Below are 22130 nucleotides of genomic sequence, written 5' to 3' on the forward strand. Positions count from 1 at the left end.
GAATGTCCTACTCGGCCGCGCCCTTGATGTTCGACGCAGGCGGCGCATAGGCAGCCTCCAGCGCGGCGAACTCCTCCGGCAGCATGTCGCACATCACCTGGACATGCGGAATGATGTTGGCACCGACGATGAAGCCGAAATCGAGCTGGTCGCGATAGCTCTGCACGGTGATGTTGAGCGCCTGCCCGTGCGTCGAGATCGACACCGGGAAGATGTGCAGCAGCTCGGCGCCGGCGGCATAGAGCGTCTGCCGCGGCCCGGGCACGTTGGACACCGTGATGTTGGCGGCCGGCGGCAGCACGTCCGACAAATTCGAGCGGCTGTAGAGCAGCGCCAGGATCTGCACCATGATCGGCGCGCCCAGCATCGAGATGTTGGAGACCTGGGGCATCAGCGCGCGCAGTGGATGCGACATCTCCTTGGACTTGGTCGATTGCGCGATGATCGCCTCGAGACGCGTCTTGGGATCGTCGATGTTGGTCGCGATCGCGCAGATCATGCCGAACACCTGGTTGTTGGCCTCGGTGTTGCCCTCCTCGCGCAGCGAGATCGGCACGGCGGCGGTCAGGGATTTCGCCGGCAGCGTGCCGTATTGCAGGAGGTAGCGGCGGACCACGCCGGAGGCGAGCGCCAGCACGACGTCGTTGAGCTTGCCGCCCGCCTGCTTGGCCAGCGCCTTCGCCCGCGACAGCGGGATCGATACGCCGGCAAAGCTGCGTTCCGACGAGATGGTCTTGTTGAGCATGGTCGGCGGCGACACCATGCTGGCGAGGCTCTCCCGCGACTTGGGATCGGAGACCTTGCCGAGCACCTCGGAGACGCTCTTGACCATGGTCGGGATGTTGCCGGCAAAGCGCACCGCGCTCTCGATCTGGTACATCGCGTTGTCGAACAGGATCGAGCCGATGTCGCTCTTGCCGGTGCGCGGCAGTTGCAGATTCTGGGCGGCCTTGCCGGCATCGAGCGGCTGGTTGAACAGCTGCTGATAGGAATCGAGCAGGTTCGCGGCGATGTCGCGCGGCTCCTGTCCGGGCTTAGCCCCACCTGTCGGCGGATCGACCTGCCGCGGGATCGGCGAGATGTCGTAGATCATATTGGTCAGCGCGGCGCCGGCCCCGCCGTCGATCGCGGCATGGTGCATCTTGGAATAGAGCCCGACCTCGTTGTCCTTCATGCCTTCGAAGACATAGAACTCCCAGAGCGGGCGCGCCCGGTTCAGCAGCTTGGCATGCATCCAGCCGACGATGCGCTCGAGCGTGGCGCGGTCGCGCGGCTGCGGCAGGCTAGCGCGGAAGATGTGACGATCGATGTCGAACTGGTCGTCCTCGACCCAGGAGGGATGGTCGATGTCGAGCGGCGCCTTCTCCAGCCGCGCCTTGAGGATAGGCGCAATATGAAGGCGCGAGACGATCATCGCCTTGAAGTCTTCGAAGAAGTCGCCCTTGTAGTCGTCGGGCAGGCGAAAGATCGCCATGCTGCCGACGTGCATCGGCATCTCAGGCGTTTCCAGATACAGAAATGACGCGTCCAGCGACGACAGTTTCTTACCGTCAGCCATAGTTCCCTCCGCTCTTATTTGACGGGCGCCTTTTGCCGGCGCTTCTCGTCAGGCCGATACTGCCCGCTCCGGCGGGGCATATGCAATGGCAAAGGGCCCGGCCCGGTCAAATGGCCAGAACTCCCCCTCCGGTTGCGCCAGCCGGTCCGCCACGGCCCACAGCGCCGCAGGGTTAACGCCGAGCCCGAGATGGCTCGCCAGATGCACCTCGATGTTCTCGGCGCGGTCCGAGGGCCTGAGCAGGCAGGTCCGCCAGTTCACGACGCCGTCGGCGCGCGAATAGATCGACGTCGCCGGCACCGGCAGATCGCCCGCGATGGCTTCGCGCGCTTCCGCAAGATCCTCGACCCGCTCGCCGGACAGCGCCTCGTAGAGCCGCGTGGCGTTGGTTGCCCGCACGTCGTTGGCAAAAGGGCTGCCGAGCGTGATGACATAGCGGACCTTGTCGGGCGCCCAGAGCGCGAGATCGCGGGCATAGACGCCGCCAAGACTCCATCCGACCAGGCTGACCTTGCGCCCGGTCGCGGCATGGATTTCGGTGAGCCGGGCCCGCAGCGAATCCCGCATCCGTCCCAGCCCGCCGAGATTGCGGCCCATCCGCCAGGCATGTGCCTCATAGCCGAGCTCGCTGAGATAGCGGCGCATCGGCGCCATCGACAGATCGCTGGCGAGAAAACCGGGCAGCGCCAGCACCGGGTGGCCGTCGCCCCTCGGTGCGCGCATCAGGAGCGGCGAGAGCAGCAGGCTCGCGTTGAACTCGAACAGTCCGCGGGCTTCGGCCAGCAGCAGGCCGAGGGCCGGCGGACGGAGCCGGCCCGAATCCTGAGCTCCGTCCGGCCCGGACCGCACTATTTCTTCTTGTCGCTACTGCGCGGGCTGCCGAGACCGGCCATGGTGACGAACATGTCCTGAAACCGCTCGGCGATCTTGGGATCGAAGGTGAACCAGCTCTGGATCAGCGATTCCGGCGAGACCTTCTCGATGTTGCTGAGGACCTGCTGCTGCAGCTTGTCCATCACCGCCGTCTGCATCGGCGCCACGTCGGGCAAGCCAAAGAACTGGCGGGCCTCAAGGGGGGTGCAGTCGATTTCGATGTTAACTTTCATGTCCCCTCCGGATCAGATTCGAGCGGCCTGGCGGAGTATCGCCGCGAGTTGTGGTGCGACGCAAGCGACCTGATGGCGGCGGCCGGGCGCCGGCTTGCGCAATCGCCGGGTATGGTCAATCAAATCGCCTGCACCCGCATCCATCCGCCCGTCAATGCGGGGGCAGCATTGCTGCACAGCGGTGCAACTTGGCGCGTTCCTTGCTGGAATGGCGCTTGCACGGGTCGATAACTCTGGGCAACATGGATCAGTCAGCCCCGCCGAACAATCAAAAATCACCGGCGAGGCGGTGTGGAGAGGGTCAAGAATGTCAGTCGGTCGAAGTCTGTTTGCGGCGACGCTCGCCGGTACGCTTGCGTTGACGGTCACGTCGGCGTGGAGCCAGACGCTACGTTATGCCAACCAGGGTGACCTGAAGTCGCTCGATCCCTATACGCTCAACGAGAGCACCACCCACGCGCATCTCGGCCACGTCTATCAAGGCCTCACCGCACGCGACAAGGACCTCAAGATCATCCCGGCGCTGGCCGAAAGCTGGGAAACCCCGGAGCCGACCCGCTGGCGCTTCCATTTGCGCAAGGGCGTGAAATTCCACAACGGCGACCCCTTCACCGCCGACGACGTGGTCTTCTCGGCCGATCGCGTCCGCAAGAAGGGGTCCAACATGCAGACCCGCCTTGCGCCCGACGTCAAGGTGGTCAAGGTCGACGACTACACCGTCGATTTCGTGCTGTCCTCGCCCAATCCCATCCTGCATAACTCGTGGGATGTCTGGTACATCATGGACAAGAAATGGGCCGAGGAGAACAACGTCGTCGACCCGACGCCGGTGGCGGCGACCACGCCGAGCTACGCCTCGCTCCATGAGAACGGCACCGGGCCCTTCATCATCGAAAGCCATCAGCCCGGCGTGAAGACGGTGTTCAAGGCCAACCCCAATTACTGGGGCAAGGTCGAGGGCAATCTGAAGGAGATCATCTTCACCCCGATCTCCTCCGACGCAACCCGCGTCGCCGCGCTGCTCTCGGGCGAAGTCGACGTCATTGAGCCGGTGCCGATCCAGGACATCTCCCGGGTCGATTCCAGCCCGAACGCCCAGGTGCTGAAGGGACCCGAGCTGCGCACCATCTTCATCGGCTTCGACCAGGTGCGCGACGAGCTGCTTTACTCCAACATCAAGGGCAAGAACCCGTTCAAGGACGCCCGCGTCCGCGAGGCCTTCTACAAGGCGATCGACATCGAGCTGATCAAGACGCGCGTCATGCGCGGGCTGTCGACGCCGTCGGCGCTGATGATCGCGCCGGAACTGTTCGCACTGTCCAAGGAGTTCACGCGGCCGAAATTCGATCCCGACGGCGCCAAGAAGCTCCTGACCGAGGCCGGCTATCCCGACGGCTTCGAGGTCACCATGGACTGCCCGAACGATCGCTACGTCAACGACGCCGCGATCTGCCAGGCCGTGGTCGGCATGCTCGCCCGCATCGGCGTCAAGATCAATCTGCTGGCGCAGCCGAAGGCGCAGTACTTCGCCAAGGTGCTCAAGCAGGGCGGCTACCAAACCTCGTTCTACATGCTGGGCTGGACGCCGAGCACGATGGACTCCCACAACGTGCTCTATGACATCATGGGCTGCCGCGACGATGCGAAATCCTCGCGCGGCGAAGCCAATCTCGGCGGTTACTGCAACAAGGAATTCGACGCGATCACCGACAAGGTGCTTGTCGAAACCGACACTGCCAAGCGCAACCAGCTGATCAAGCAGGCCTACGAGATCGGCAACAAGGACTGGTCGTACATTCCGCTGCACCAGCAGGCGCTGGCCTGGGGCGTTTCGAAGAAGGTCAACCTGCCGCAGCGTGCCGACAATCTCGTCATGTTCCACTGGGCGACCAAGAAGGAATAGCGTCGATTGAACACGAGGTCCCGGCAGCGTCAGGCTTCCGGGACCTTTCCTTTTCCGGCCGACAAGGACGTCGGCCGTCTGCTTACCCAAGGAAAGTGGAAGGCATGCTCGCTTTCACGCTTCGCCGCGCCGTTCAGGCCATCGGCGTCATGTTCGCCGTCGGCATCATCGCGTTCTCGATGTTCCGTTTCGCCGGTGACCCCGTCAACCAGATCGTCTCGATCGACACCTCGGCGGCCGAACGCGAAGCCGTGCGCAAGTCGCTCGGCCTCGACGATCCCGTGCCGGTGCAGTTCGTGCGCTATTTCGCCGATGCCGCGCAGTTCAAGTTCGGTGTTTCCTACCAGTTTCGCCAGCCGGTCTCGGCGCTGTTGAGCGAACGCATGCCGGCGACGCTGGAACTTGCGATCTGCGCGACCGTGTTCGCGATGGTGTTCGGCATCCTGATGGGCGTCTATTCCGCGCTCAAGCGCGACACCGCACTCGCCAAATTATTCCAGGCGGTCTCGTTGATCGGCATCTCGCTGCCGACCTTCCTGATCGGCATCCTGCTGATCTATCTGTTCGCGGTCACACTGGGCTGGCTGCCTTCGTTCGGCCGCGGCGAGGTGGTGAAGCTCGGCTGGTGGACGACGGGCCTGCTCACGCTGTCGGGCCTCAAGGCGCTGATCATGCCCTCGATCACGCTCGGCCTGTTCCAGATGACGCTGATCATGCGGCTGGTGCGCGCGGAGATGCTCGAAGTGCTGCGGACCGATTATATCCGCTTCGCGCGCGCGCGAGGGCTGACCACCCGTGCGATCCATTTCGGCCACGCGCTGAAGAACACCCTCATTCCCGTGATCACGGTGGCCGGACTGCAGTTTGGCTCGGTTATTGCATTTTCGATCATCACCGAAACCGTGTTCCAGTGGCCGGGCATGGGACTTCTGTTCGTCCAGGCCGTGCAAAACGTCGATATCCCGATCATGGCCGCCTATTTGCTGATGGTTTCGCTGATCTTCGTCACCATCAATCTGGTGGTCGACATTCTCTACACCGTGGTCGACCCGCGCCTCCGCGCGACGGTCGGCCGCGCCGCATAAGGCAGCCTGCATGTCCGACGCAGTCGTCTCCAATTCCAACGGGCAGAGCACGCAGCCGGCGCACGCGCGCGGCTGGCTCAGCCGCGCGCTCGACAGCGACGTGTTTTATTCGTTCCGCCGCTCCAAGCTCACCATGGTCGCGGCCACCATCACGGTCCTGTTCTTCCTGCTTGCGATCTTCGCATCCGTGCTAGCGGTGCAGAACCCGTTCGATCCGGCACAGCTCCAGCTGATGAATTCGCGGATTTCGCCGCTCTGGACCGCCGACGGCCAGAGCCCGTTCCTGCTCGGCACCGACGAGCAGGGCCGCGACGTGTTCTCCGCCATTCTCTACGGCATGCGCATCTCGCTTGCCGTCGGTGTCGCGGGCGTGATCTTCGCCGGTGCGCTCGGCATCGCGCTCGGCCTCATCGCCGGCTATTTCGGCGGCGCGGTCGACGGCGTGATCATGCGGATCGCCGACGTTCAGCTCACCTTCCCCGCCATCCTGATCGCGCTGCTGGTCAACGGCATCGCGAAATCGATCCTCGGCAACCGGCTGGATGCCACCAGCATGCTGTTCGTGCTCGTCATCTCGATCGGCCTCAGCTTCTGGGTGGGTTACGCCCGGACCGTGCGCGGCTCCGTGATGGTCGAGAAGAACAAGGACTACGTGGCCGCCGCGCAGTTGATCGGCCTGCCCGCGCCCAAGATCATGCTGCGGCATGTGCTGCCGAACACGATGGGCCCGATCCTGGTCATCGCCACCATCAACCTCGCGCTCGCCATCATCACGGAAGCGACGCTGTCCTTCCTCGGCGTCGGCCTCCCCGACACCATGCCCTCGCTCGGCACGTTGATCCGCATCGGCAACAACTATCTGTTCGCCGGCGAATGGTGGATCGTCGCCTTCCCCGGGCTCGCGCTCGCAGCCCTGATCCTGTCGATCAACCTGCTCGGCGACTGGCTGCGCGACGCGCTTAACCCGAAACTTCGCTGAGGCCATGACCGAACCCGTTCTTTCCGTGCGTAACCTTCAGGTCGAGTTCGCCTCGCGCCGCGGCACGCTGCGCGCCATCGACGACGTCTCCTTCGATATCGCCAAGGGCGAGGTGCTGGGCGTGGTCGGCGAATCCGGCGCCGGCAAGTCCGTCACCGGCCTCGCGGTGATCGGCCTGATCGATCCGCCCGGCCGCATTGCCGGCGGCGAGATCCGCCTTGCAGGAATGCGGATCGACAACCTCCCTCCGGAGGAGATGCGCCGCGTCCGCGGCAAGCGCATCGGCATGATCTTCCAGGACCCGCTCACCTCGCTCAATCCGCTCTACAAGGTCGGCGACCAGATCGTGGAGACGATCCGGACCCATCTCAATCTCTCCGAAACGGCCGCTCGCCGCCGCGCCATCGACCTGCTGGCCGAGGTCGGCATCCCCGCGCCGGAGAAGCGCATCGACGGCTATCCGCACGAATTCTCCGGCGGCATGCGCCAGCGCGTGGTGATTGCGCTCGCCATCTGCGCCGAGCCCGAACTGATCATCGCGGACGAGCCGACCACCGCCCTCGACGTCTCCGTGCAGGCCCAGATCATCTCGCTGATCAAGCGGCTCGGCCGCGACCACGGCACCGCCGTGATGCTGGTGACCCACGACATGGGCGTGATCGCCGAAACCTCCGACCGCGTCGCGGTGATGTATGCCGGCCGCGTCGCCGAGATCGGCCCGGTACAGGACGTCGTGAGAAATCCGTTGCATCCCTACGCCAAGGGGCTGATGGGCGCGATCCCGACGCTGGCCGGCGAGGACAAGCGCCTGGTGCAGATCCCCGGCTCGATGCCGCGCCTGTCGGCGATCCCGCGCGGCTGCTCGTTCAACCCGCGCTGCGCATCCGCCTTCGATCGCTGCCGGGTCGACCGGCCGGAGCCCCTGTCGCGCGGCACACAGTCCGTGGCCTGCCATCTCTATGACACTGCGCCGGCGGAGACCGCGGCATGAGCACGCCCTTCGTCCAGGCTACCAATCTGCGCCGCGTCTTCGACGTCTCGAAGCCCTGGCTCAACCGCGTGCTGGAAGGCGGCCATCTCGAATACCTCAAGGCCGTCGATCACGTCACCTTCGACATCCGCAAGGGCGAGACCTTTGCGCTGGTCGGCGAGTCCGGCTCGGGCAAGACCACGGTGGCGCGGATGGTGGTCGGCCTGCTGCCGCCGAGCTCCGGCGACGTGCTGATCGACGGCATCTCGATGGCCGATCCCAGGCAGGCGCCGGCGCGGCGCAAGCTGCGCCGCCGCATCCAGATGATCTTCCAGGATCCCTATGCGAGCCTGAACCCGCGCTTCCGGGTCGATGCCATCATCTCCGAGCCGATCCGCGCCTTCGATCTGATCCAGGGCGAGCGCGACATCCAGGCGCGCGTCGGCGAATTGCTCAGCCTTGTCGGCCTGCATCCCGACGATCGCCTGAAGTTTCCGCACGAATTCTCCGGCGGCCAGCGCCAGCGTATCGCAATCGCACGGGCGCTCGCTTCCAACGCCGAGTTCATCGTCTGCGACGAGCCGACCTCGGCGCTGGACGTCTCCGTTCAGGCGCAGATCCTCAATTTGATGCGCGATCTCCAGGACAAGTTCGGCCTGACCTACATGTTCATCAGCCACAACCTCGCCGTGGTCCGTCACATGGCGAGCCGCGTCGGGGTGATGTATCTCGGCCGCATCGTCGAGATCGCGGAGGGACGCGAGCTGTTTTCCCGCCCTCGCATGCCCTACACCAAGATGTTATTGGGCGCCGTGCCGGATCTGGCGATGAGCGGCCGCCAGCGCATTCCGGTGAAGGGCGAGATTCCGAACCCGATCAATCCGCCGCCCGGCTGCGCCTTCAATCCGCGCTGCCCGCTGGCGTTCGATCTTTGCCGCAAGGAAACCCCGGAACTGATCGACGGCGTCGCCTGCCACGCGGTGAACACCGCGCCGGTCCCGGCCTAACGCGCGCGTGCCATGCGGCCTGTGCATTTGGCATCCCAGTGCCGGTTGTGATCAATTGCGCGCGCCGCAAATGAGGTAGCCCATGGCCAGCAACGTCAATCCCGATCCCTTCACGACGCGTCCCGAGATCGAGGGTACGTTCGGCGTTGTCGCCACCACACACTGGATCGCGACCGCCGTCGGCATGGCCATCCTGGAAAAGGGCGGCAACGCCTTCGACGCGGGCGTCGCCACCGCGTTCACGCTCCAGGTGGTCGAACCGCATCTGAACGGCCCCGGCGGCGACGTCCCCATTATCGTCCATGACGTCAAGCGCGGCCGCACCGAAGTGATCTGCGGCCAGGGCCCTGCCCCGGCGCGCGCCACCATCGCGCATTACAAGAGCGAAGGCCTCGACATGGTGCCCGGCACCGGCCTGCTCGCGGCCTGCGTTCCCGGCACCTTCGAATCCTGGATGATGCTGCTGCGTGACTACGGCACCATGCGCGTGCGCGACGTGCTGGAACCTGCCATCTCCTATGCCCGCGACGGCTATCCGCTGGTCGAACGCGCCTGCGCGACGATTCAGACCGTCGAGCAGCTGTTCCGCAAGCACTGGCCGACGTCGGCTGCGGTCTACCTGCCCAATGGCGAGGTGCCGAAGCCCGGCTCGATGTTCACCAACAAGACGCTGGCGGCGACCTACACCCGGATCCTGAACGAAGCCGAGAACGGCGGCGGCGGCCGCGATGCCGAGATCGAGCGTGCGCGAAAGGCCTGGTCGCAAGGCTTTGTCGCCGAGGCCATCGACAAGTTCTGCCGCACGCAAGAGGTCATGGATGTCAGCGGCTCGCCGCATCGCGGCGTGCTCACAGCCGACGACATGGCGCGCTGGCAGCCGACGGTCGAGGCACCGCTGACCTACGACTACGGCCGTTACACCGTCTGCAAGGCCGGCGTCTGGAGCCAGGGTCCGGTCACGCTGCAGCAGCTCGCGCTACTGAAGGGCTTTGCGCTCGATGGGCTCGATCCGACCGGGCCCGAATTCATCCATCTCCAGATCGAATGCGCCAAGCTCGCCTTCGCCGACCGCGAGAAATTCTACGGCGATCCCAAGTTCAGCGAGATCCCGATCGCGACGCTACTGTCGGATGCCTATAACGACGAGCGCCGCAAGCTGGTCACCGAGAAGGCTTCGCTCGATCTCCGGCCCGGCACGGTCGAAGGCTTCGGCGGCGTGGTCAAGCTGCGCCGCGCGGAAGGCCAACGCGAGGCCGTCGGCGCGCTCGGCGCCGGCGAGCCAACCGTGGGGCGCTTCGGCGAGGTGCGCGGCGACACCGTGCATTTCGACATCATCGACAAGGCCGGCAACATGGTGTCCTCGACGCCATCAGGCGGCTGGCTGCAATCCTCGCCTGTCATTCCCGAGCTGGGCTTCTGCCTCGGCAGCCGCGCGCAAATGTTCGATCTGGAGGAGAACCAGCCGGGCTCGCTCGCGCCGGGCAAGCGGCCGCGCACGACGCTGTCGCCGACCATGGCGCTGCGCGACGGCGAGCCTTACCTCGCCTGGGGCTCGCCCGGCGGCGACCAGCAGGATCAGTGGATCACGCAGTTCTTCCTGCGCCACGTCCATTGCAATCTCAACCTCCAGGAATCGATCGACGCGCCGGCTTGGCATTCCGAGCACTTCCCGATCTCGTTCTGGCCGCGCACCGCCCGCCCCGGCGTGCTCGTGGTCGAGAACCGCGTGCCGAAGGCGACCATCGAGAGCCTGCGCGAACGCGGGCACATCGTCGAGGTCGGCCCCGACTGGTCGGAAGGCCGTCTCACCGCGGCCTCGCGCGTCGGCGTACGCCGGCGTGCCGCCGCCAATCCGCGCGGCATGCAAGGCTACGCCGCGGGACGTTGAAGGCAGCACATGACCTGGTCGATCATCGCGCGAGACCCTGCCACCGGCCAGTTCGGCATCGCGGTTGCGACCCGCTTCTTCGCGGTCGGCGCGCGCGTGCCCTATATCGCCGCCGGACTCGGCGCGATCGCGACCCAGGCCTTCGTCAATCCCTATTACGGCATCGACGGCGTCAAGCTCTTGCGCGAGGGCCTCAACGTCCATGACGTGCTCGCCACGCTGCTGGCGACCGACGATGGCCGCGAAAGCCGCCAGCTCCACATCATGGACGCCAGCGGCGAGATCGCGGCGCATACCGGGCGCGACTGCGTCGACTGGTGCGGCCACGTCGCCGGCAGCGGCTTCTCGATCGCCGGCAACATGCTGGCAGGCGCCGACGTGCTCGACGAGACCGCAAAGACCTACATCGCCAATGACAGCCTGCCCTTTCCGCGCCGCCTGCTCGCGGCGATGCGCGCCGGCGAAGCCGCCGGCGGCGACAAGCGCGGCAAGCAGTCCGCCGCGCTGCTGATCCACGGCGAGGAGGAATGGCCGGCGCTGGACATTCGCGCCGACGATCATCCCGATCCGCTCGGCGAGCTCGAACGGCTCGAACGCGTCAGCCAGGAGCTCTGGGTGCATTTCCGTCCCTCCATGCCGACGCGGCAAAACCCGGCCGGCAACACCGATCGCAGCGTCATCGAGGCCACCATCGCCGCCGCGCGCGCAAGACAAGCATGAGCACGAGCCCCCTCATCGAGATCAAGGATCTGCGCATCCGCTTCCACGGCGACGACGGCCGCATCACACACGCGGTCGACAGCGTCGATCTCAGCGTCGCCAATGGCGCAACCCTCGGCCTCGTCGGCGAATCCGGCTGCGGCAAGAGCGTGACGTCGCTGGCGATCATGGGCCTGTTGCCGAAGCAGAGCGCGGAAATATCGGGTGCGATCCGCTTCGACGGCTTTGACCTGCTGCAGACGCCAGACCAGACCCTGCGCGACCTGCGCGGCAACCGGCTGGCGATGATCTTCCAGGAGCCGATGACCTCGCTCAATCCGAGCTTCACCATCGGCGACCAGATCATCGAGACGATCTTGCGTCATCGCGGCGGCTCGCGGAAGGGCGCGCGCGAGCGGGCGATCGAGCTCCTGCGCCGCGTCCACATTCCCTCGCCGGAGCGGCGGATCGACGAATATCCGCACAAGCTCTCCGGCGGCATGCGCCAGCGCGTGATGATCGCGATGGCACTCGCCTGCGATCCGCGCCTCCTGATCGCCGACGAGCCGACCACCGCGCTCGACGTCACCCTGCAGGCCCAGATCCTCGAGCTGATGCGCGAATTGAAGGCTGCGAGCGGCGCCGCCATCATCCTGATCACGCACGATCTCGGTGTCGTCGCCGAAGTCTGCGACGAGGTCGCGGTGATGTATGCCGGCGAGATCGTCGAACGCGCGCCGGTGGACGAGCTGTTTTCCATGCCGCAGCATCCCTACACTGTCGGCCTGCTCGGCTCGATCCCGCGGCTCGACCACCGTACCGAGCAACTGGCGACGATCGAGGGCATGGTCCCGAACATGGCGCAGCCGCCTGCCGGCTGCCGCTTCGCTGCGCGCTGTCCGTTCGTGCTGGACGCCTGCACGACGGCGCCGCCGCCACTGGTCGAGATCAGCCCCGGCCACCTCTCGCGCTGCATCCGCGCACCGCTCGAACTGTTGGTGTCGTGATGGCCGCGCTCCCTCCTCTCGTTCCCCGGGCGCAGCGCAGTACAAGCGAAGCGCCGTGGTGCGCTGCTGAACCGGGGCCCATGCAACAACAATCTAGGTCCCGGTTCAGCGTCGCAACACTTCGCGTTGCGCCGCGCCCGGGACACGAGATGGGAATTCGCGGGGAGCAAGGCCGATGACGACGCTCCTTGAGGTCAACGGCCTGGTCAAGCATTTCGTCGCCGAGCGCTCGCTGTTCGGCCGCGCGCTGGCGCATGTGAAGGCCGTCGACGGCGTATCCTTTTCGCTCGACGCCGGCAAGACGCTGGCGCTGGTCGGCGAATCCGGCTGCGGCAAATCCACCGTCAGCCGCCTGGTGCTGCGGCTGATCGAGCCGGACGCTGGCGCGATACGCTTCGACGGCCGCGCCCTTCTCTCGCTCGATGCCGACGCGCTGCGAAAATTCCGCCGCGAGGCGCAGATCATCTTCCAGGACCCCTACGCCTCGCTCAATCCGCGCATGACGGTCGGCCAGATCCTGACCGAGCCGCTGGCGCTGCACGATCTCGTTCCGCCGGTGCAGCGGGCCGAGCGCGTCGCGGAGATCCTGCGGCTGGTTGGCCTCGAGCCGCGGCTCGCCCGGCGCTATCCGCACGAATTCTCCGGCGGCCAGCGCCAGCGTATCGCGATCGCCCGCGCGCTCGCGGTCGAGCCGAAGCTGATCATCTGCGACGAACCGGTCTCGGCGCTCGATGTCTCGATCCGCTCGCAGATCCTGAACCTGCTGCGCGAGCTGCAGGACCGGCTCGGCCTCGCCTATATCTTCGTCTCGCACGACCTCGCCGTGGTCAAGCACATCGCCGACCGCGTCGCCGTGATGAATCTCGGCCAGATCGTCGAGGAAGCCGATGCCGGCGATTTGTTCGCCACACCGCGTCATCCCTATAGCCGGGCGCTGCTGTCCGCGATCCCCGTGCCCAAACCGCGGGCAAAGCGCAGCCGCATTGTGCTGCAGGGGGAGATCCCCAGCGCGCTCAACCCGCCGAGAGGATGCCGCTTCCACACCCGCTGCCCCTATGTGATCGAGCGCTGCCGCAGTGAAATGCCGCAGCTCGTGCCGGATGGCATCGGACATGCAACGGCCTGCCACCGAACGTCGGAACTGCCGTCCTCCGCGGCGATCGTCCCGTCCGACGGCGGTTTCTCGCCGATCCTTGAAAAATTGGTCGCCGCCTTCAGCGGCGGCCCGGAAGCAGCGCGCGGCAGCGGGGTTAGTCCATTGGGGACCGATCCCGGATAGCCGCTAAACAGAGGTTGAGAGCGATGAGTTTCATGCGTTTGGCAATCCTGGCGTCGGCCCTGCTGACGTCGCTCGTGGGCACAGCCCAAGCCCAGACCACGCTTCGCATCGGCATCGCCGAGGACCCGGACATCCTCGATCCGAGCATCGGCCGCACCTATGTCGGCCGTATCGTCTTCTCCGCGTTCTGCGACAAGCTGTTCGACATCGACGAGAAGCTCAACATCGTGCCGCAGCTCGCGCTGTCCCACGAAACGTCGGCTGACGGCAAGGAGATGACCATCAAGCTGCGGCCTGGCGTCAAATTCCACGACGGCGAGCCGCTGGATGCCGAAGCCGCGAAATTCTCGCTCGAGCGTCACATGACGCTGCCGACCTCGTTCCGCAAATCCGAGCTCGCCAGCGTCGACCATGTCGAGGTGGTCGATCCCCTCACCATCAAGCTGGTGCTGAAGACGCCCTACTCGCCGCTGATCGCCCAGCTCACCGACCGCTCCGGCATGATGGTGTCGCCCAAGGCGGCCAAGGAGGCCGGCGACAAGTTCGGCCTGCATCCGGTGTGCGCCGGTCCGTACAAGTTCGTCGAGCGCGTCCAGCAGGACCGCATGGTGTTCGAGAAGTTCGCCGACTACTGGAACAAGGACAACATCCACATCGACCGCGTCGTGTTCCTGCCGATCGTCGATGCCACCGTGCGCCTCGCCAACCTCAAGTCCGGCGGGCTCGACCTGATCGAGCGTGTGCTCGCCACCGACATCAAGGATGTCCGCGCCGATTCCCGCCTCGTGCTGTCGACCGCGCCGGAGCTCGGCTATCTCGGCCTGACCGTCAACATCGGCAACGACAAGACCAAGGGCCCCCTGAGCCAGTCGGCGAAAGTCCGCCAGGCGCTCGACCTGTCGATCGATCGCGAAGCGATCAACCAGGTCGTCTTCAACGGCGAGTTCACACCCGGCAATCAATGGGTCAGCCCGAAACATCCCTATTACCAGAAGGCCTTCCCGGTCCGCGGCCGCGACGTCGCCAAGGCCAAGGCGCTCCTGAAGGAAGCCGGCGTCACCACGCCCGTGACCGTCGACTACATGATCCCCAAAGGCGCGGAGAACGAAGCCGTCGCCCAGGTGGTCCAGTCGATGGCCGCGGAGGCAGGCTTCGACATCAAGATCCGCGCGGTCGAGTTCGCGACCACCTTCAAGCAGGCCCAGTCCGGCGAGTTCCAGGTGTTCCAGATCAACTGGAGCGGCCGCATCGATCCCGACGGCAATTCCTACATCTTCATGCGCAGCAAGGCGCCGCAGAACGACGGCGTCTATTCGAACCCGGAGGCCGACAAGCTGCTGGAAGACGGACGCATGACGTCCAACGTCGAGGAGCGCAAGGCGATCTACGAGAAGCTGACCAAGATCCTGCTCGACGATCTGCCGATCATCTACATCTACCACCGCACGCTGCTGATCGCACACACGAAGAAGCTCGAAGGCTATCGTCAGATGCCCGACGGGCTGGTGCGCGTGGTCGGGCTGAAGTTCAAGTGACGGGCCCGATGATGAGTGCGCGTCCCGGACGCGGCGCAGCGCGCGAGCGCTGCACCGCAGAGCCGGGACCCACAGCGGTCAAGCGCTCCGGCCATTGGGTCCCGGTTCAGCAGCGCAACATTGCATGTTGCGCAGCGCCCGGGACACGGGTCGCGCCATGCTGAACTTCCTCGCCCGCCGCATCGCGCAGATCGTGCCGACATTGTTCTTCGTGTCGGTGCTGATCTTCTCGCTGCAGCAATTGCTCCCGGGCGATCCCGCGCTGGTGATGGCCGGCGAGGAGCGCGATCCCGCCGTGATCGAGCAGATCCGCCAGCAATACAAGCTCGATCAGCCGATCCCGGTGCAATACGTCTACTGGCTCAAGGGCGTGCTGACAGGCAATTTCGGCGAGTCCCTGCGCAACAAGATGCCGGTGCGCGAGCTGATCGCGCAGAAGCTGCCGGTGACGCTTCAGCTCGGCTCGATGGCGATCCTGATCGCGTTCTTCATCGGCATCCCCGCCGGCATCGTCTCCGCGGTGAAGAAGGGCACGGCCTGGGACTATGGCGCCAATCTCTTCGCCCTGTGGGGCATCTCGACGCCGAACTTCTGGCTCGGAATCCTCTTGATCTTCCTGTTCTCGATCGAGCTCGGCTGGCTGCCGGCCTCGGGCTATGTGCCGCTCACCGAGAACTGGCGCGCCAGCCTTGCCGCCACCATCATGCCCGCCTTCGTGCTCGGCAACGCGATCTCCGCGATCCTGATGCGGCATACCCGCAGCGCCATGCTCCAGGTGCTGGAGAGCGATTATGTCCGCACCGCGCGTGCGAAAGGTCTCTCCGAGCGCTCGGTCATCCTCAAGCACGCCATGCGCAACGCGCTGACGCCGATCATCACGCTCGGCGCGCTCGAGCTCGGCACGCTGCTGTCTGGCGCTGTGCTGACCGAGCAGATCTTCTCCATTCCCGGTTTCGGCAAGCTGATCGTGGATGCCGTGTTCAACCGCGACTACGCGGTGGTGCAAGGCGTGGTGCTGGTGACCGCCACCGTCTACATCACGCTGAACCTCGTGGCCGATATCGCCTACGTCCTCGTCAATCCGCGGCTGAGGGGGTGAGGCGATGACCGACGCAGCGCTGCCAGCCGCCCCCGCCACGCAAAGTTACGAGCTCGACAGCCCGGCGCGCCGCGCGCGGCGGCGCCTGTTCAAGCGCAAGGCCGCCGTGTTCGGGCTCGTCGTGATCACGGCGTTCATCCTGCTTGCGGTCCTTGCGCCGCTGGTCGTACCCTACGATCCCATCGCGACGAGCTGGAGCCTGGTGCGCAAGCCGCCGACCGCAGCGCACTGGTTCGGCACCGACGAGCTCGGCCGCGACATCCTGAGCCGCATCGTCTACGGCGCGCGGGCTTCGCTGATGGCGGGCCTGATCTCGGTGGCGATCGCGCTCGGCATCGGCGTGCCGCTCGGCCTGCTCGCCGGCTATCGCGGCGGCTTTGTCGACGCGCTGATCAGCCGGATCACCGATGCGATGCTGGCCTGCCCGTTCCTGATCCTGGCGATTGCGCTCGCCGCCTTCCTCGGTCCGAGCCTCGGCAATGCCATGATCGCGATCGGCATCTCGGCAACCCCGATCTTCATCCGCCTGACCCGCGGCCAGGTGCTGAGCGTCAAGGCCGAGGACTATGTCGAGGCCGCGCGCGCGCTCGGCAATCCGCCGTGGCGGATCGCGATCTCGCACATCCTGCCGAACATCCTGCCGTCGTTGCTGGTGCAGGCCACGCTCTCCATCGCAGCGGCCATCATCGCCGAGGCCGCGCTGTCCTTCCTCGGTCTCGGCCAGCAGCCGCCGGCGCCGTCCTGGGGCAGCATGCTCAACGCGGCCCAGCGCTTCCTGACCCAGGCGCCGTGGATGGCGATCTGGCCGGGACTTGCGATCTTCCTGGTGGTGCTGTCGCTCAATCTGCTCGGCGACGGCCTGCGCGACGCGCTCGACCCAAGGCAGCGCTAGATCACCACTTCCCGCAGCACCCGGCGGCAGTCCATCTCATATTCGAGATCGACCACCGGGGGCCGCGCGAAATGCCAGGTCAGGCCGGAGCGTAGCGCACCGCGGCGGACCAGCTCATCCACCAGCGCGTGGTGGAAGTCGTGCACCGAATAGGCCTGCACGCCGGTCGTGTCCTTCCAGCCGAAGCCGAAAGCCGTCATCCGGTTTTCCATCTGCGACGTGGTGGTGAATCGCACCTTCTCGCGCAAACCCTCCGGGCTGAGATCGCGGTAGCGCACGGTGCGCTCGACATAGGTGCCGCTGCCCTCGCGGGCCTCGGCGCCGCCGGCGATGACGAAGCTGGGCGCTCCCGAGCGCGACGGGCGCGTGAAGGAGAACGCGTAGAACGAGGGCTCGGACGGCGGATCGATCTCCGGACAGACATTGCTGCGCGCCACCGGATTGGTGGTGCCGTCGAAGATGCCCCATTCCGACAGTGTCTTTACGTAGTGCAGGTTGAACGCGCGAAAGCCCTCTTCGCTGAAGGCCGCCGGCGAGCGCAGTTCGCAGGCGCAGAACGCCGTCAGCGGACGCCCGGCCTCCTGGATGAATTTCGCGGCCAGCGCAAAACCTTCGGCCAGCGGCACCAGGCGATCGAACCGGACGCGCTCGATCTCGTAGCCCGCATCCGCGGCGGCACCGGCCGAATACTGGAACACGGACGGGATGAAACGATAATTGCCGGCGGAGAATTCACTGACCATAACGAGCTCCTATTCCAGTTGCATGCGAATGCCCTTGGCGCCGTTGAGCAGGCGCTTCAGGTGAAAACCGGCCAACGAATCGTCGGCGTGCATGCCGACCAGCGCGGCAAAGGCCGGCATGGCCGCGGCATCGCCGGCCTCCATCTTGGCAAAGGCGTCGGAATATTGCGCCGTCTCCGGCGCCTCGAACTTCTGCTGCGGCAGCGGCTCGAACGCGCGCAGCGGTTCGCTGCGTCCGCGCAGCATGAGCTCGCCGACAGGCCGGCCGCGGAAATTATCGGCCTCCTTCGCCACGGTGGCACTGACGCAGATGCGCGTCCCCAACTGCTTGTTGGCGGCTTCCAGCCGTGCCGCGATGTTGATGGTGTCACCGTAAGCGGTGTAGTCGAAGAAGCGATTACCGCCGAAATTGCCGACCAGCGCGGGACCGGCATGGACGCCGATGCGGGTCGTTCCGAAACTCACGCCCCTTGCCCTCCAGCGCGCCGAAAACGCCTCGGCCCAGACGTCGAGATCATGCGCACAGGCGACCGCGCGCGTCGCATAGTCCGGCTGGTCGCCGGGTGCGTTGAAAAGCACCTGGATCGCATCGCCGATGATCTTGGTGACCGTCCCCTCATGGGTGAAGGCGATCTCGGTCATGCCGCCCACATATTCGTTGAGGAGCATGCCGAGCGTCTCCGGCGGCGCACTCTCGACCAGCGAGGTGAAGCCGGTGATATCGGTGAAGATGGTCGCGACCTCGCGCCACTGCACTTCGATGCCGTCGCTCTCGCCGCTCGCTGCAAGGCGCTTGGCGAGCTGCGGCGAGAAATGGCGCGACAGCGCGGCATGGGCGCGCTCGGCCTCCGCCTGGCGCTGCCGCACGTCGCGCAACATCTCCACGTGGCGGATGGTTTTCTGGATCGTGGTTTCCAGGTCGGCGAAATCGATCGGCTTGGTCAGGAAGTCGAACGCGCCGCGGTTCATGGCGGTGCGGATGTTGCTCATGTCGCCATAGGCCGAGACGATGATGGTGGACTTCTTCACTTCGGCCTCCTGCAGCTTCGCCAGCAGCGACAATCCGTCCATCCGCGGCATGTTGATGTCGGAGACCACCATGTCGACATGCGGATTCTGCTCCAGCGCCTCCAGCGCCTCGATGCCGTCGCGGGCGAACATGAGAGCGAGTTGCCCGTCGCGGATCTGCCTGCGGAACTTCTGCAGGATCAGTGCTTCGAGGTCCGGCTCGTCGTCGACAAAGAGGATGGTCGCGGTCATGCGGCTTGCTCGAGCCTCGTATCGATCTCTTGACGCAGCAGCGCAAAATCGATCGGCTTGGTCAGGAGCCCGTGGGCGCCGCGCTCGATCGCCTTCCGGCGCGTCTCGGCGTCGCCATAGGCGGTGATCATGATGACCGGAATGTGCGGATAGTCGGCGCGCACCTTCGGCAGCATGTCGAGCCCGCTCATGCCGGGCATGTTGATATCGGACAGGATCAGGATCAGCGAGGGGTCGCGGACCTCGGCGGCGCGCCTCAGCGCATCGGCCGCGGAGGGCGCAAACTCCATCTGGAACCGGCCGGCACGCAGGTCGCGCCGGAAGTGCTGCCTGAACAGCGGCTCGACGTCGGGCTCGTCATCGACGACCAGGATATAAACGTTCAAGTCTTGCCTCCGGGAGTGTCGTCCGCTGCCATCGTCCGCGGCAGCGTGATGATGAATTCGGTGAATACACCGGGGTCGGTCTTCACGTCGATGGTGCCGCCGTGCTGCTTCACCACGATGTCGTGGCTCATGGACAGGCCGAGCCCGGTGCCCTCGCCGGCCGGCTTAGTCGTGAAGAACGGGCTGAACAGCTTCTCCTTCACCTCGGGCGGAATGCCGGTGCCGTTGTCGCGGATCCGGATCTCGACCTTGTCGCCGAGGCTCCTGGTTGTCGCGCTCAAGGTCGGCTCGAAACCTCCCGCCGCGTCTCCCTTGCGCTTGGCCGCGGCATAGAAGCCGTTCGAGATCAGGTTGAGAAGAACGCGCGTGATCTCCTGCGGATAGATGTCTGCCATGCCTGCAGCGGGATCGAAGGCGCGCTCGAGCGTGACGTTGAATGCGGGCCGTTCGGCGCGCGCGCCGTGATAGGCGAGATTGAGGCTCTCCTCCACCACCGCATTGATGTCGACGGGGCGATGCTCGCCGGAGCCCTGGCGCGAGTGCAGCAGCATGTTCCTGACGATGGAGTCGGCGCGCTTACCGTGCTGCACCACCTTCTCGAGATTGCCCTTGAGCATAGCGGTCAGCTCGCCGACCTCTTCCCTGGACTTGTCGTCGAGCGCGGTCGATTGCAGGACCTCGTTGAGCTCGTCGATCAGCTCGGTCGAGACCGAGGAGAAATTGTTGACGAAGTTGAGCGGGTTCTTGATCTCGTGCGCGATGCCGGCCGTGAGCTGGCCGAGCGATGCAAGTTTCTCGGTCTGGACCAGACGATCCTGGGCGGTGCGAAGATCGTCGAGAGATTGCGACAGCTCGCGCGTACGCATGCGAAGCTCGTTCAGCAGGCGCGTATTCTCGATCGCGATAACGGCCTGGTTGGCAAACGAGGCAATCAGCGCGATCTGCTTTTCGTCGAAGGCGACCGCCTCCACCCGAGCGACGCCGATCGCCCCGATCACCTTGTCTCTCAGGAGCATCGGTGTGAACAAGACCGAATTGAACCCGAAGTCTCGCGCAAACTCCTTCGTCGTGGCCGGAGCCGAGGGATTGCCAAGGACCGGCTGGAACTGCACGGTTTGCTTGGACAGGATCGCGAGCCCGCCGATCGTGTCGTCGGCCAGCGGGCGCGGATATCGCTCGGTCAGCCGCTCGAAGCCAGGCTGGCCGTCTGCCGCCGGCATCTGGACGATCCCGTCCTGGACGGTCTGGACCACCGCAAAGCGAGTATCGAACATCCGCAGCAGGTTTCTGACGATGGCATCGAACACCGGCTTGGTGTCGTGCATCGATCCGCTCATCGACGAGAGGATTTCGGCGGTCGCCGTCTGCTGCTCGAGCGATTCGCGCAATTCGGCGGTGCGCTGCTCGACCTTGTTCTCGAGGCCGGCATAGGATTCCTGCAAGCGCTCGCCCATGTGGTTGAACTGATCCGCGAGCCCTTCCAGCTCGTCGCCGGTCTTGATCGAGATGCGCTGGGCGAAATCGCCGCCGCCGATCCGCTCGGCGCCGCTGCGCAGCGCCTGGATCGGTCCGACCATGCGGCGCGCCAGGAACATCCCGGCCAGCACCGCGAAGACCGACGCTGCGAGCAGCACCAATGCGAGCCGCTCCAGCGCGGCATAGAGCGCCGCATAGGCCTCCTCCACCGGGAGCTCGACGAACATGGTCCAGTGCATCGGCTCGATCGGGGCCGACGCGGTCAGCACCTTCTGTCCCTGGATGTTGCGCGCTTCGGACAGTGCGTCGCTCATCGTGCCACCGCCTGCCAGCGCGGCGCGCACCTGTGCCAGGTTCGACATGTCGGTATTGCGCAGCACCAGGCTGATGTCGGGATGCGCGATCAGCCGCCCTTCCGGGCCGACGACGTAGGCGTGCCCGCCCTTGCCGACCTTGATCTGGGACACGACGTCCCAGATCAGCTTCAGATTGACCTCCGCGATGCTGACGCCGGCGTCCTTGCGCGACCCGGCCTGTGCCAGCGTCATGTAGGGCTCGGAGTCCCTGCGAAAGTAGACCGGCCCATAGAATACCTTGTGCGCGACCGCCTGGGTGAATTTGGGGTCGTCGGACAGGTCGATCCCGCTATCGATCGCGTCCATCGCGAGCCGCGACACCCGCAGCCGCTCCCTGCCCGACGCATCGACCTGGGCGAGCTCGGTGATCGCCGGCACCTGGCGCAGCAGCCGCAGCGCGTCGAACCGGCGCTGCTCGATCGAGCCGGCCGACCAGGGCAGCTGCGTGGTCCAGCCGAGCTGGCTCTCGATCTCCTTGACGAACTGCCCGATCTTGGCCGCAGCCGCCTCGGCCTGCTCGTGCTGGACCCGGATCAGCGAGGCCTTGTGCTCGCGGTAATAGAAAAAGACCTCGAACAGGCCGTTGGCCAGCAACGCGATGGCGACGACCGCCACGAACAGCGCGACATATTTGGCAAACAGCCGGGTCCTGATCCCCCGCCCCGCGCCTTCACCGGGCGCGACGCGATCCGCGGCCGTGCTCGGCGACGTCCTGGCTTGCGGGGTGTCGGGATGGAGGGAGAGAGTCATCCCCCGGAACCTAGCAAGAAGACCCGACCTTGTCTCTCGCCTGCGCCGCCGAGGGCCCGGCCTGTGACTGCGGCCCTGGCGTCAGAACTGGTGCCGCCCCCAATGAAAAAGGGCGGCAGCGGACCCCTCCGCTGCCGCCCTCGGATTGGCTC

Annotated in this window: 19 protein-coding genes; 12 read left to right on the plus strand and 7 right to left on the minus strand. The window is 65.7% G+C overall.

The features are described 5' to 3' along the window. Positions 1-7: 7 nt before the first annotated feature. Genes A7X65_RS27740 through A7X65_RS27750 form a run of 3 tightly spaced genes read right to left on the minus strand, consistent with a single transcriptional unit; the run spans position 8 to position 2664 of the window. Positions 8-1558 (minus strand): WS/DGAT/MGAT family O-acyltransferase, encoded by a 1551-nt coding sequence (locus A7X65_RS27740; protein ID WP_063691274.1) that lies wholly within the window; start codon positions 1556-1558, stop codon positions 8-10. A 48-nt stretch (positions 1559-1606) separates the two neighbouring features. Then, the gene (locus tag A7X65_RS27745) at positions 1607-2407 is read right to left on the minus strand and encodes an esterase/lipase family protein (protein WP_063691276.1); all 801 of its coding nucleotides are present in this window, start codon (positions 2405-2407) and stop codon (positions 1607-1609) included. Then, the gene (locus A7X65_RS27750) at positions 2407-2664 is read right to left on the minus strand and encodes a DUF6489 family protein (protein WP_018648137.1); all 258 of its coding nucleotides are present in this window, start codon (positions 2662-2664) and stop codon (positions 2407-2409) included. The genes A7X65_RS27745 and A7X65_RS27750 overlap by 1 nt, the downstream gene beginning before the upstream one ends. 307 nt (positions 2665-2971) lie before the next feature. Here A7X65_RS27750 and A7X65_RS27755 point away from each other — a divergent pair, with 307 nt between their 5' ends. The 12 genes from A7X65_RS27755 (at position 2972) to A7X65_RS27810 (ending at position 17007) form a co-directional block, all read left to right on the plus strand. Then, complete coding sequence (locus A7X65_RS27755; protein WP_063691278.1) at positions 2972-4567, plus strand: ABC transporter substrate-binding protein; 1596 nt, start codon at positions 2972-2974, stop codon at positions 4565-4567. A gap of 104 nt (positions 4568-4671) precedes the next feature. Further along, positions 4672-5652, plus strand: coding sequence for an ABC transporter permease (locus A7X65_RS27760; protein ID WP_063691279.1), 981 nt, complete (start codon positions 4672-4674; stop codon positions 5650-5652). Positions 5653-5662: 10 nt separating this feature from the next. Then, entirely contained in the window at positions 5663-6631 is a 969-nt protein-coding gene (locus tag A7X65_RS27765; RefSeq protein WP_063691281.1) for an ABC transporter permease, read from the plus strand. A gap of 4 nt (positions 6632-6635) precedes the next feature. Continuing rightward, entirely contained in the window at positions 6636-7622 is a 987-nt protein-coding gene (locus A7X65_RS27770) for an ABC transporter ATP-binding protein (protein WP_063691283.1), read from the plus strand. Next, positions 7619-8608 carry an ABC transporter ATP-binding protein gene (locus A7X65_RS27775; RefSeq protein ID WP_063691285.1) on the plus strand — a complete coding sequence of 330 codons (990 nt, stop codon included), beginning with the start codon at positions 7619-7621 and terminating at the stop codon, positions 8606-8608. Before A7X65_RS27770 ends, A7X65_RS27775 begins: the two co-directional genes overlap by 4 nt. 82 nt (positions 8609-8690) lie before the next feature. Then, positions 8691-10496 (plus strand): gamma-glutamyltransferase family protein, encoded by a 1806-nt coding sequence (locus tag A7X65_RS27780; protein WP_063691287.1) that lies wholly within the window; start codon positions 8691-8693, stop codon positions 10494-10496. A gap of 9 nt (positions 10497-10505) precedes the next feature. Continuing rightward, positions 10506-11216, plus strand: coding sequence for a DUF1028 domain-containing protein (locus tag A7X65_RS27785; RefSeq protein WP_063691288.1), 711 nt, complete (start codon positions 10506-10508; stop codon positions 11214-11216). Next, positions 11213-12202, plus strand: a complete 990-nt coding sequence (locus A7X65_RS27790) for an ABC transporter ATP-binding protein (RefSeq protein ID WP_063691289.1) — start codon at positions 11213-11215, stop codon at positions 12200-12202. Before A7X65_RS27785 ends, A7X65_RS27790 begins: the two co-directional genes overlap by 4 nt. A gap of 175 nt (positions 12203-12377) precedes the next feature. Continuing rightward, a complete protein-coding gene (locus A7X65_RS27795; RefSeq protein ID WP_063691290.1) occupies positions 12378-13481 on the plus strand; it encodes an ABC transporter ATP-binding protein in 1104 nt (367 codons plus the stop codon). A 23-nt stretch (positions 13482-13504) separates the two neighbouring features. Continuing rightward, positions 13505-15016: an ABC transporter substrate-binding protein gene (locus A7X65_RS27800; protein ID WP_063691292.1), complete on the plus strand. Its 1512-nt coding sequence runs from the start codon at positions 13505-13507 to the stop codon at positions 15014-15016. 157 nt (positions 15017-15173) lie between these two features. Further along, positions 15174-16115 (plus strand): ABC transporter permease, encoded by a 942-nt coding sequence (locus A7X65_RS27805; RefSeq protein WP_063692537.1) that lies wholly within the window; start codon positions 15174-15176, stop codon positions 16113-16115. 4 nt (positions 16116-16119) lie between these two features. Then, entirely contained in the window at positions 16120-17007 is an 888-nt protein-coding gene (locus tag A7X65_RS27810; protein WP_063691294.1) for an ABC transporter permease, read from the plus strand. Here A7X65_RS27810 and cnbZ read toward each other — a convergent pair. From cnbZ to A7X65_RS27830, 4 genes are read right to left on the minus strand one after another with little or no spacing between them, the layout of a single operon-like run. Then, positions 17004-17750, minus strand: a complete 747-nt coding sequence (gene cnbZ, locus A7X65_RS27815; protein WP_063691296.1) for a 2-amino-5-chloromuconate deaminase CnbZ — start codon at positions 17748-17750, stop codon at positions 17004-17006. The two genes, A7X65_RS27810 and cnbZ, sit on opposite strands and share 4 nt — an antisense overlap. A 9-nt stretch (positions 17751-17759) precedes the next feature. Then, entirely contained in the window at positions 17760-19010 is a 1251-nt protein-coding gene (locus A7X65_RS27820) for an adenylate/guanylate cyclase domain-containing protein (protein WP_063691297.1), read from the minus strand. Next, positions 19007-19396, minus strand: coding sequence for a response regulator (locus tag A7X65_RS27825; protein WP_063691299.1), 390 nt, complete (start codon positions 19394-19396; stop codon positions 19007-19009). The genes A7X65_RS27820 and A7X65_RS27825 overlap by 4 nt, the downstream gene beginning before the upstream one ends. Beyond that, entirely contained in the window at positions 19393-21978 is a 2586-nt protein-coding gene (locus A7X65_RS27830; protein WP_063691305.1) for an ATP-binding protein, read from the minus strand. The genes A7X65_RS27825 and A7X65_RS27830 overlap by 4 nt, the downstream gene beginning before the upstream one ends. Positions 21979-22130 lie beyond the last annotated feature (152 nt).

The organism is Bradyrhizobium stylosanthis, assembly GCF_001641335.1.
In the GTDB taxonomy this organism is placed as follows: domain Bacteria; phylum Pseudomonadota; class Alphaproteobacteria; order Rhizobiales; family Xanthobacteraceae; genus Bradyrhizobium; species Bradyrhizobium stylosanthis.

Coding starts and splice junctions, on each gene's coding strand:
- A7X65_RS27740 (WP_063691274.1), bottom strand. CDS start 1,558: ATGGCTGACGGTAAGAAACTGTCGTCGCTGGACGCGTCATTTCTGTAT.
- A7X65_RS27750 (WP_018648137.1), bottom strand. CDS start 2,664: ATGAAAGTTAACATCGAAATCGACTGCACCCCCCTTGAGGCCCGCCAG.
- A7X65_RS27755 (WP_063691278.1), top strand. CDS start 2,972: ATGTCAGTCGGTCGAAGTCTGTTTGCGGCGACGCTCGCCGGTACGCTT.
- A7X65_RS27760 (WP_063691279.1), top strand. CDS start 4,672: ATGCTCGCTTTCACGCTTCGCCGCGCCGTTCAGGCCATCGGCGTCATG.
- A7X65_RS27765 (WP_063691281.1), top strand. CDS start 5,663: ATGTCCGACGCAGTCGTCTCCAATTCCAACGGGCAGAGCACGCAGCCG.
- A7X65_RS27770 (WP_063691283.1), top strand. CDS start 6,636: ATGACCGAACCCGTTCTTTCCGTGCGTAACCTTCAGGTCGAGTTCGCC.
- A7X65_RS27775 (WP_063691285.1), top strand. CDS start 7,619: ATGAGCACGCCCTTCGTCCAGGCTACCAATCTGCGCCGCGTCTTCGAC.
- A7X65_RS27780 (WP_063691287.1), top strand. CDS start 8,691: ATGGCCAGCAACGTCAATCCCGATCCCTTCACGACGCGTCCCGAGATC.
- A7X65_RS27785 (WP_063691288.1), top strand. CDS start 10,506: ATGACCTGGTCGATCATCGCGCGAGACCCTGCCACCGGCCAGTTCGGC.
- A7X65_RS27790 (WP_063691289.1), top strand. CDS start 11,213: ATGAGCACGAGCCCCCTCATCGAGATCAAGGATCTGCGCATCCGCTTC.
- A7X65_RS27795 (WP_063691290.1), top strand. CDS start 12,378: ATGACGACGCTCCTTGAGGTCAACGGCCTGGTCAAGCATTTCGTCGCC.
- A7X65_RS27800 (WP_063691292.1), top strand. CDS start 13,505: ATGAGTTTCATGCGTTTGGCAATCCTGGCGTCGGCCCTGCTGACGTCG.
- A7X65_RS27805 (WP_063692537.1), top strand. CDS start 15,174: ATGCTGAACTTCCTCGCCCGCCGCATCGCGCAGATCGTGCCGACATTG.
- A7X65_RS27810 (WP_063691294.1), top strand. CDS start 16,120: ATGACCGACGCAGCGCTGCCAGCCGCCCCCGCCACGCAAAGTTACGAG.
- cnbZ (WP_063691296.1), bottom strand. CDS start 17,750: ATGGTCAGTGAATTCTCCGCCGGCAATTATCGTTTCATCCCGTCCGTG.
- A7X65_RS27820 (WP_063691297.1), bottom strand. CDS start 19,010: ATGACCGCGACCATCCTCTTTGTCGACGACGAGCCGGACCTCGAAGCA.
- A7X65_RS27830 (WP_063691305.1), bottom strand. CDS start 21,978: ATGACTCTCTCCCTCCATCCCGACACCCCGCAAGCCAGGACGTCGCCG.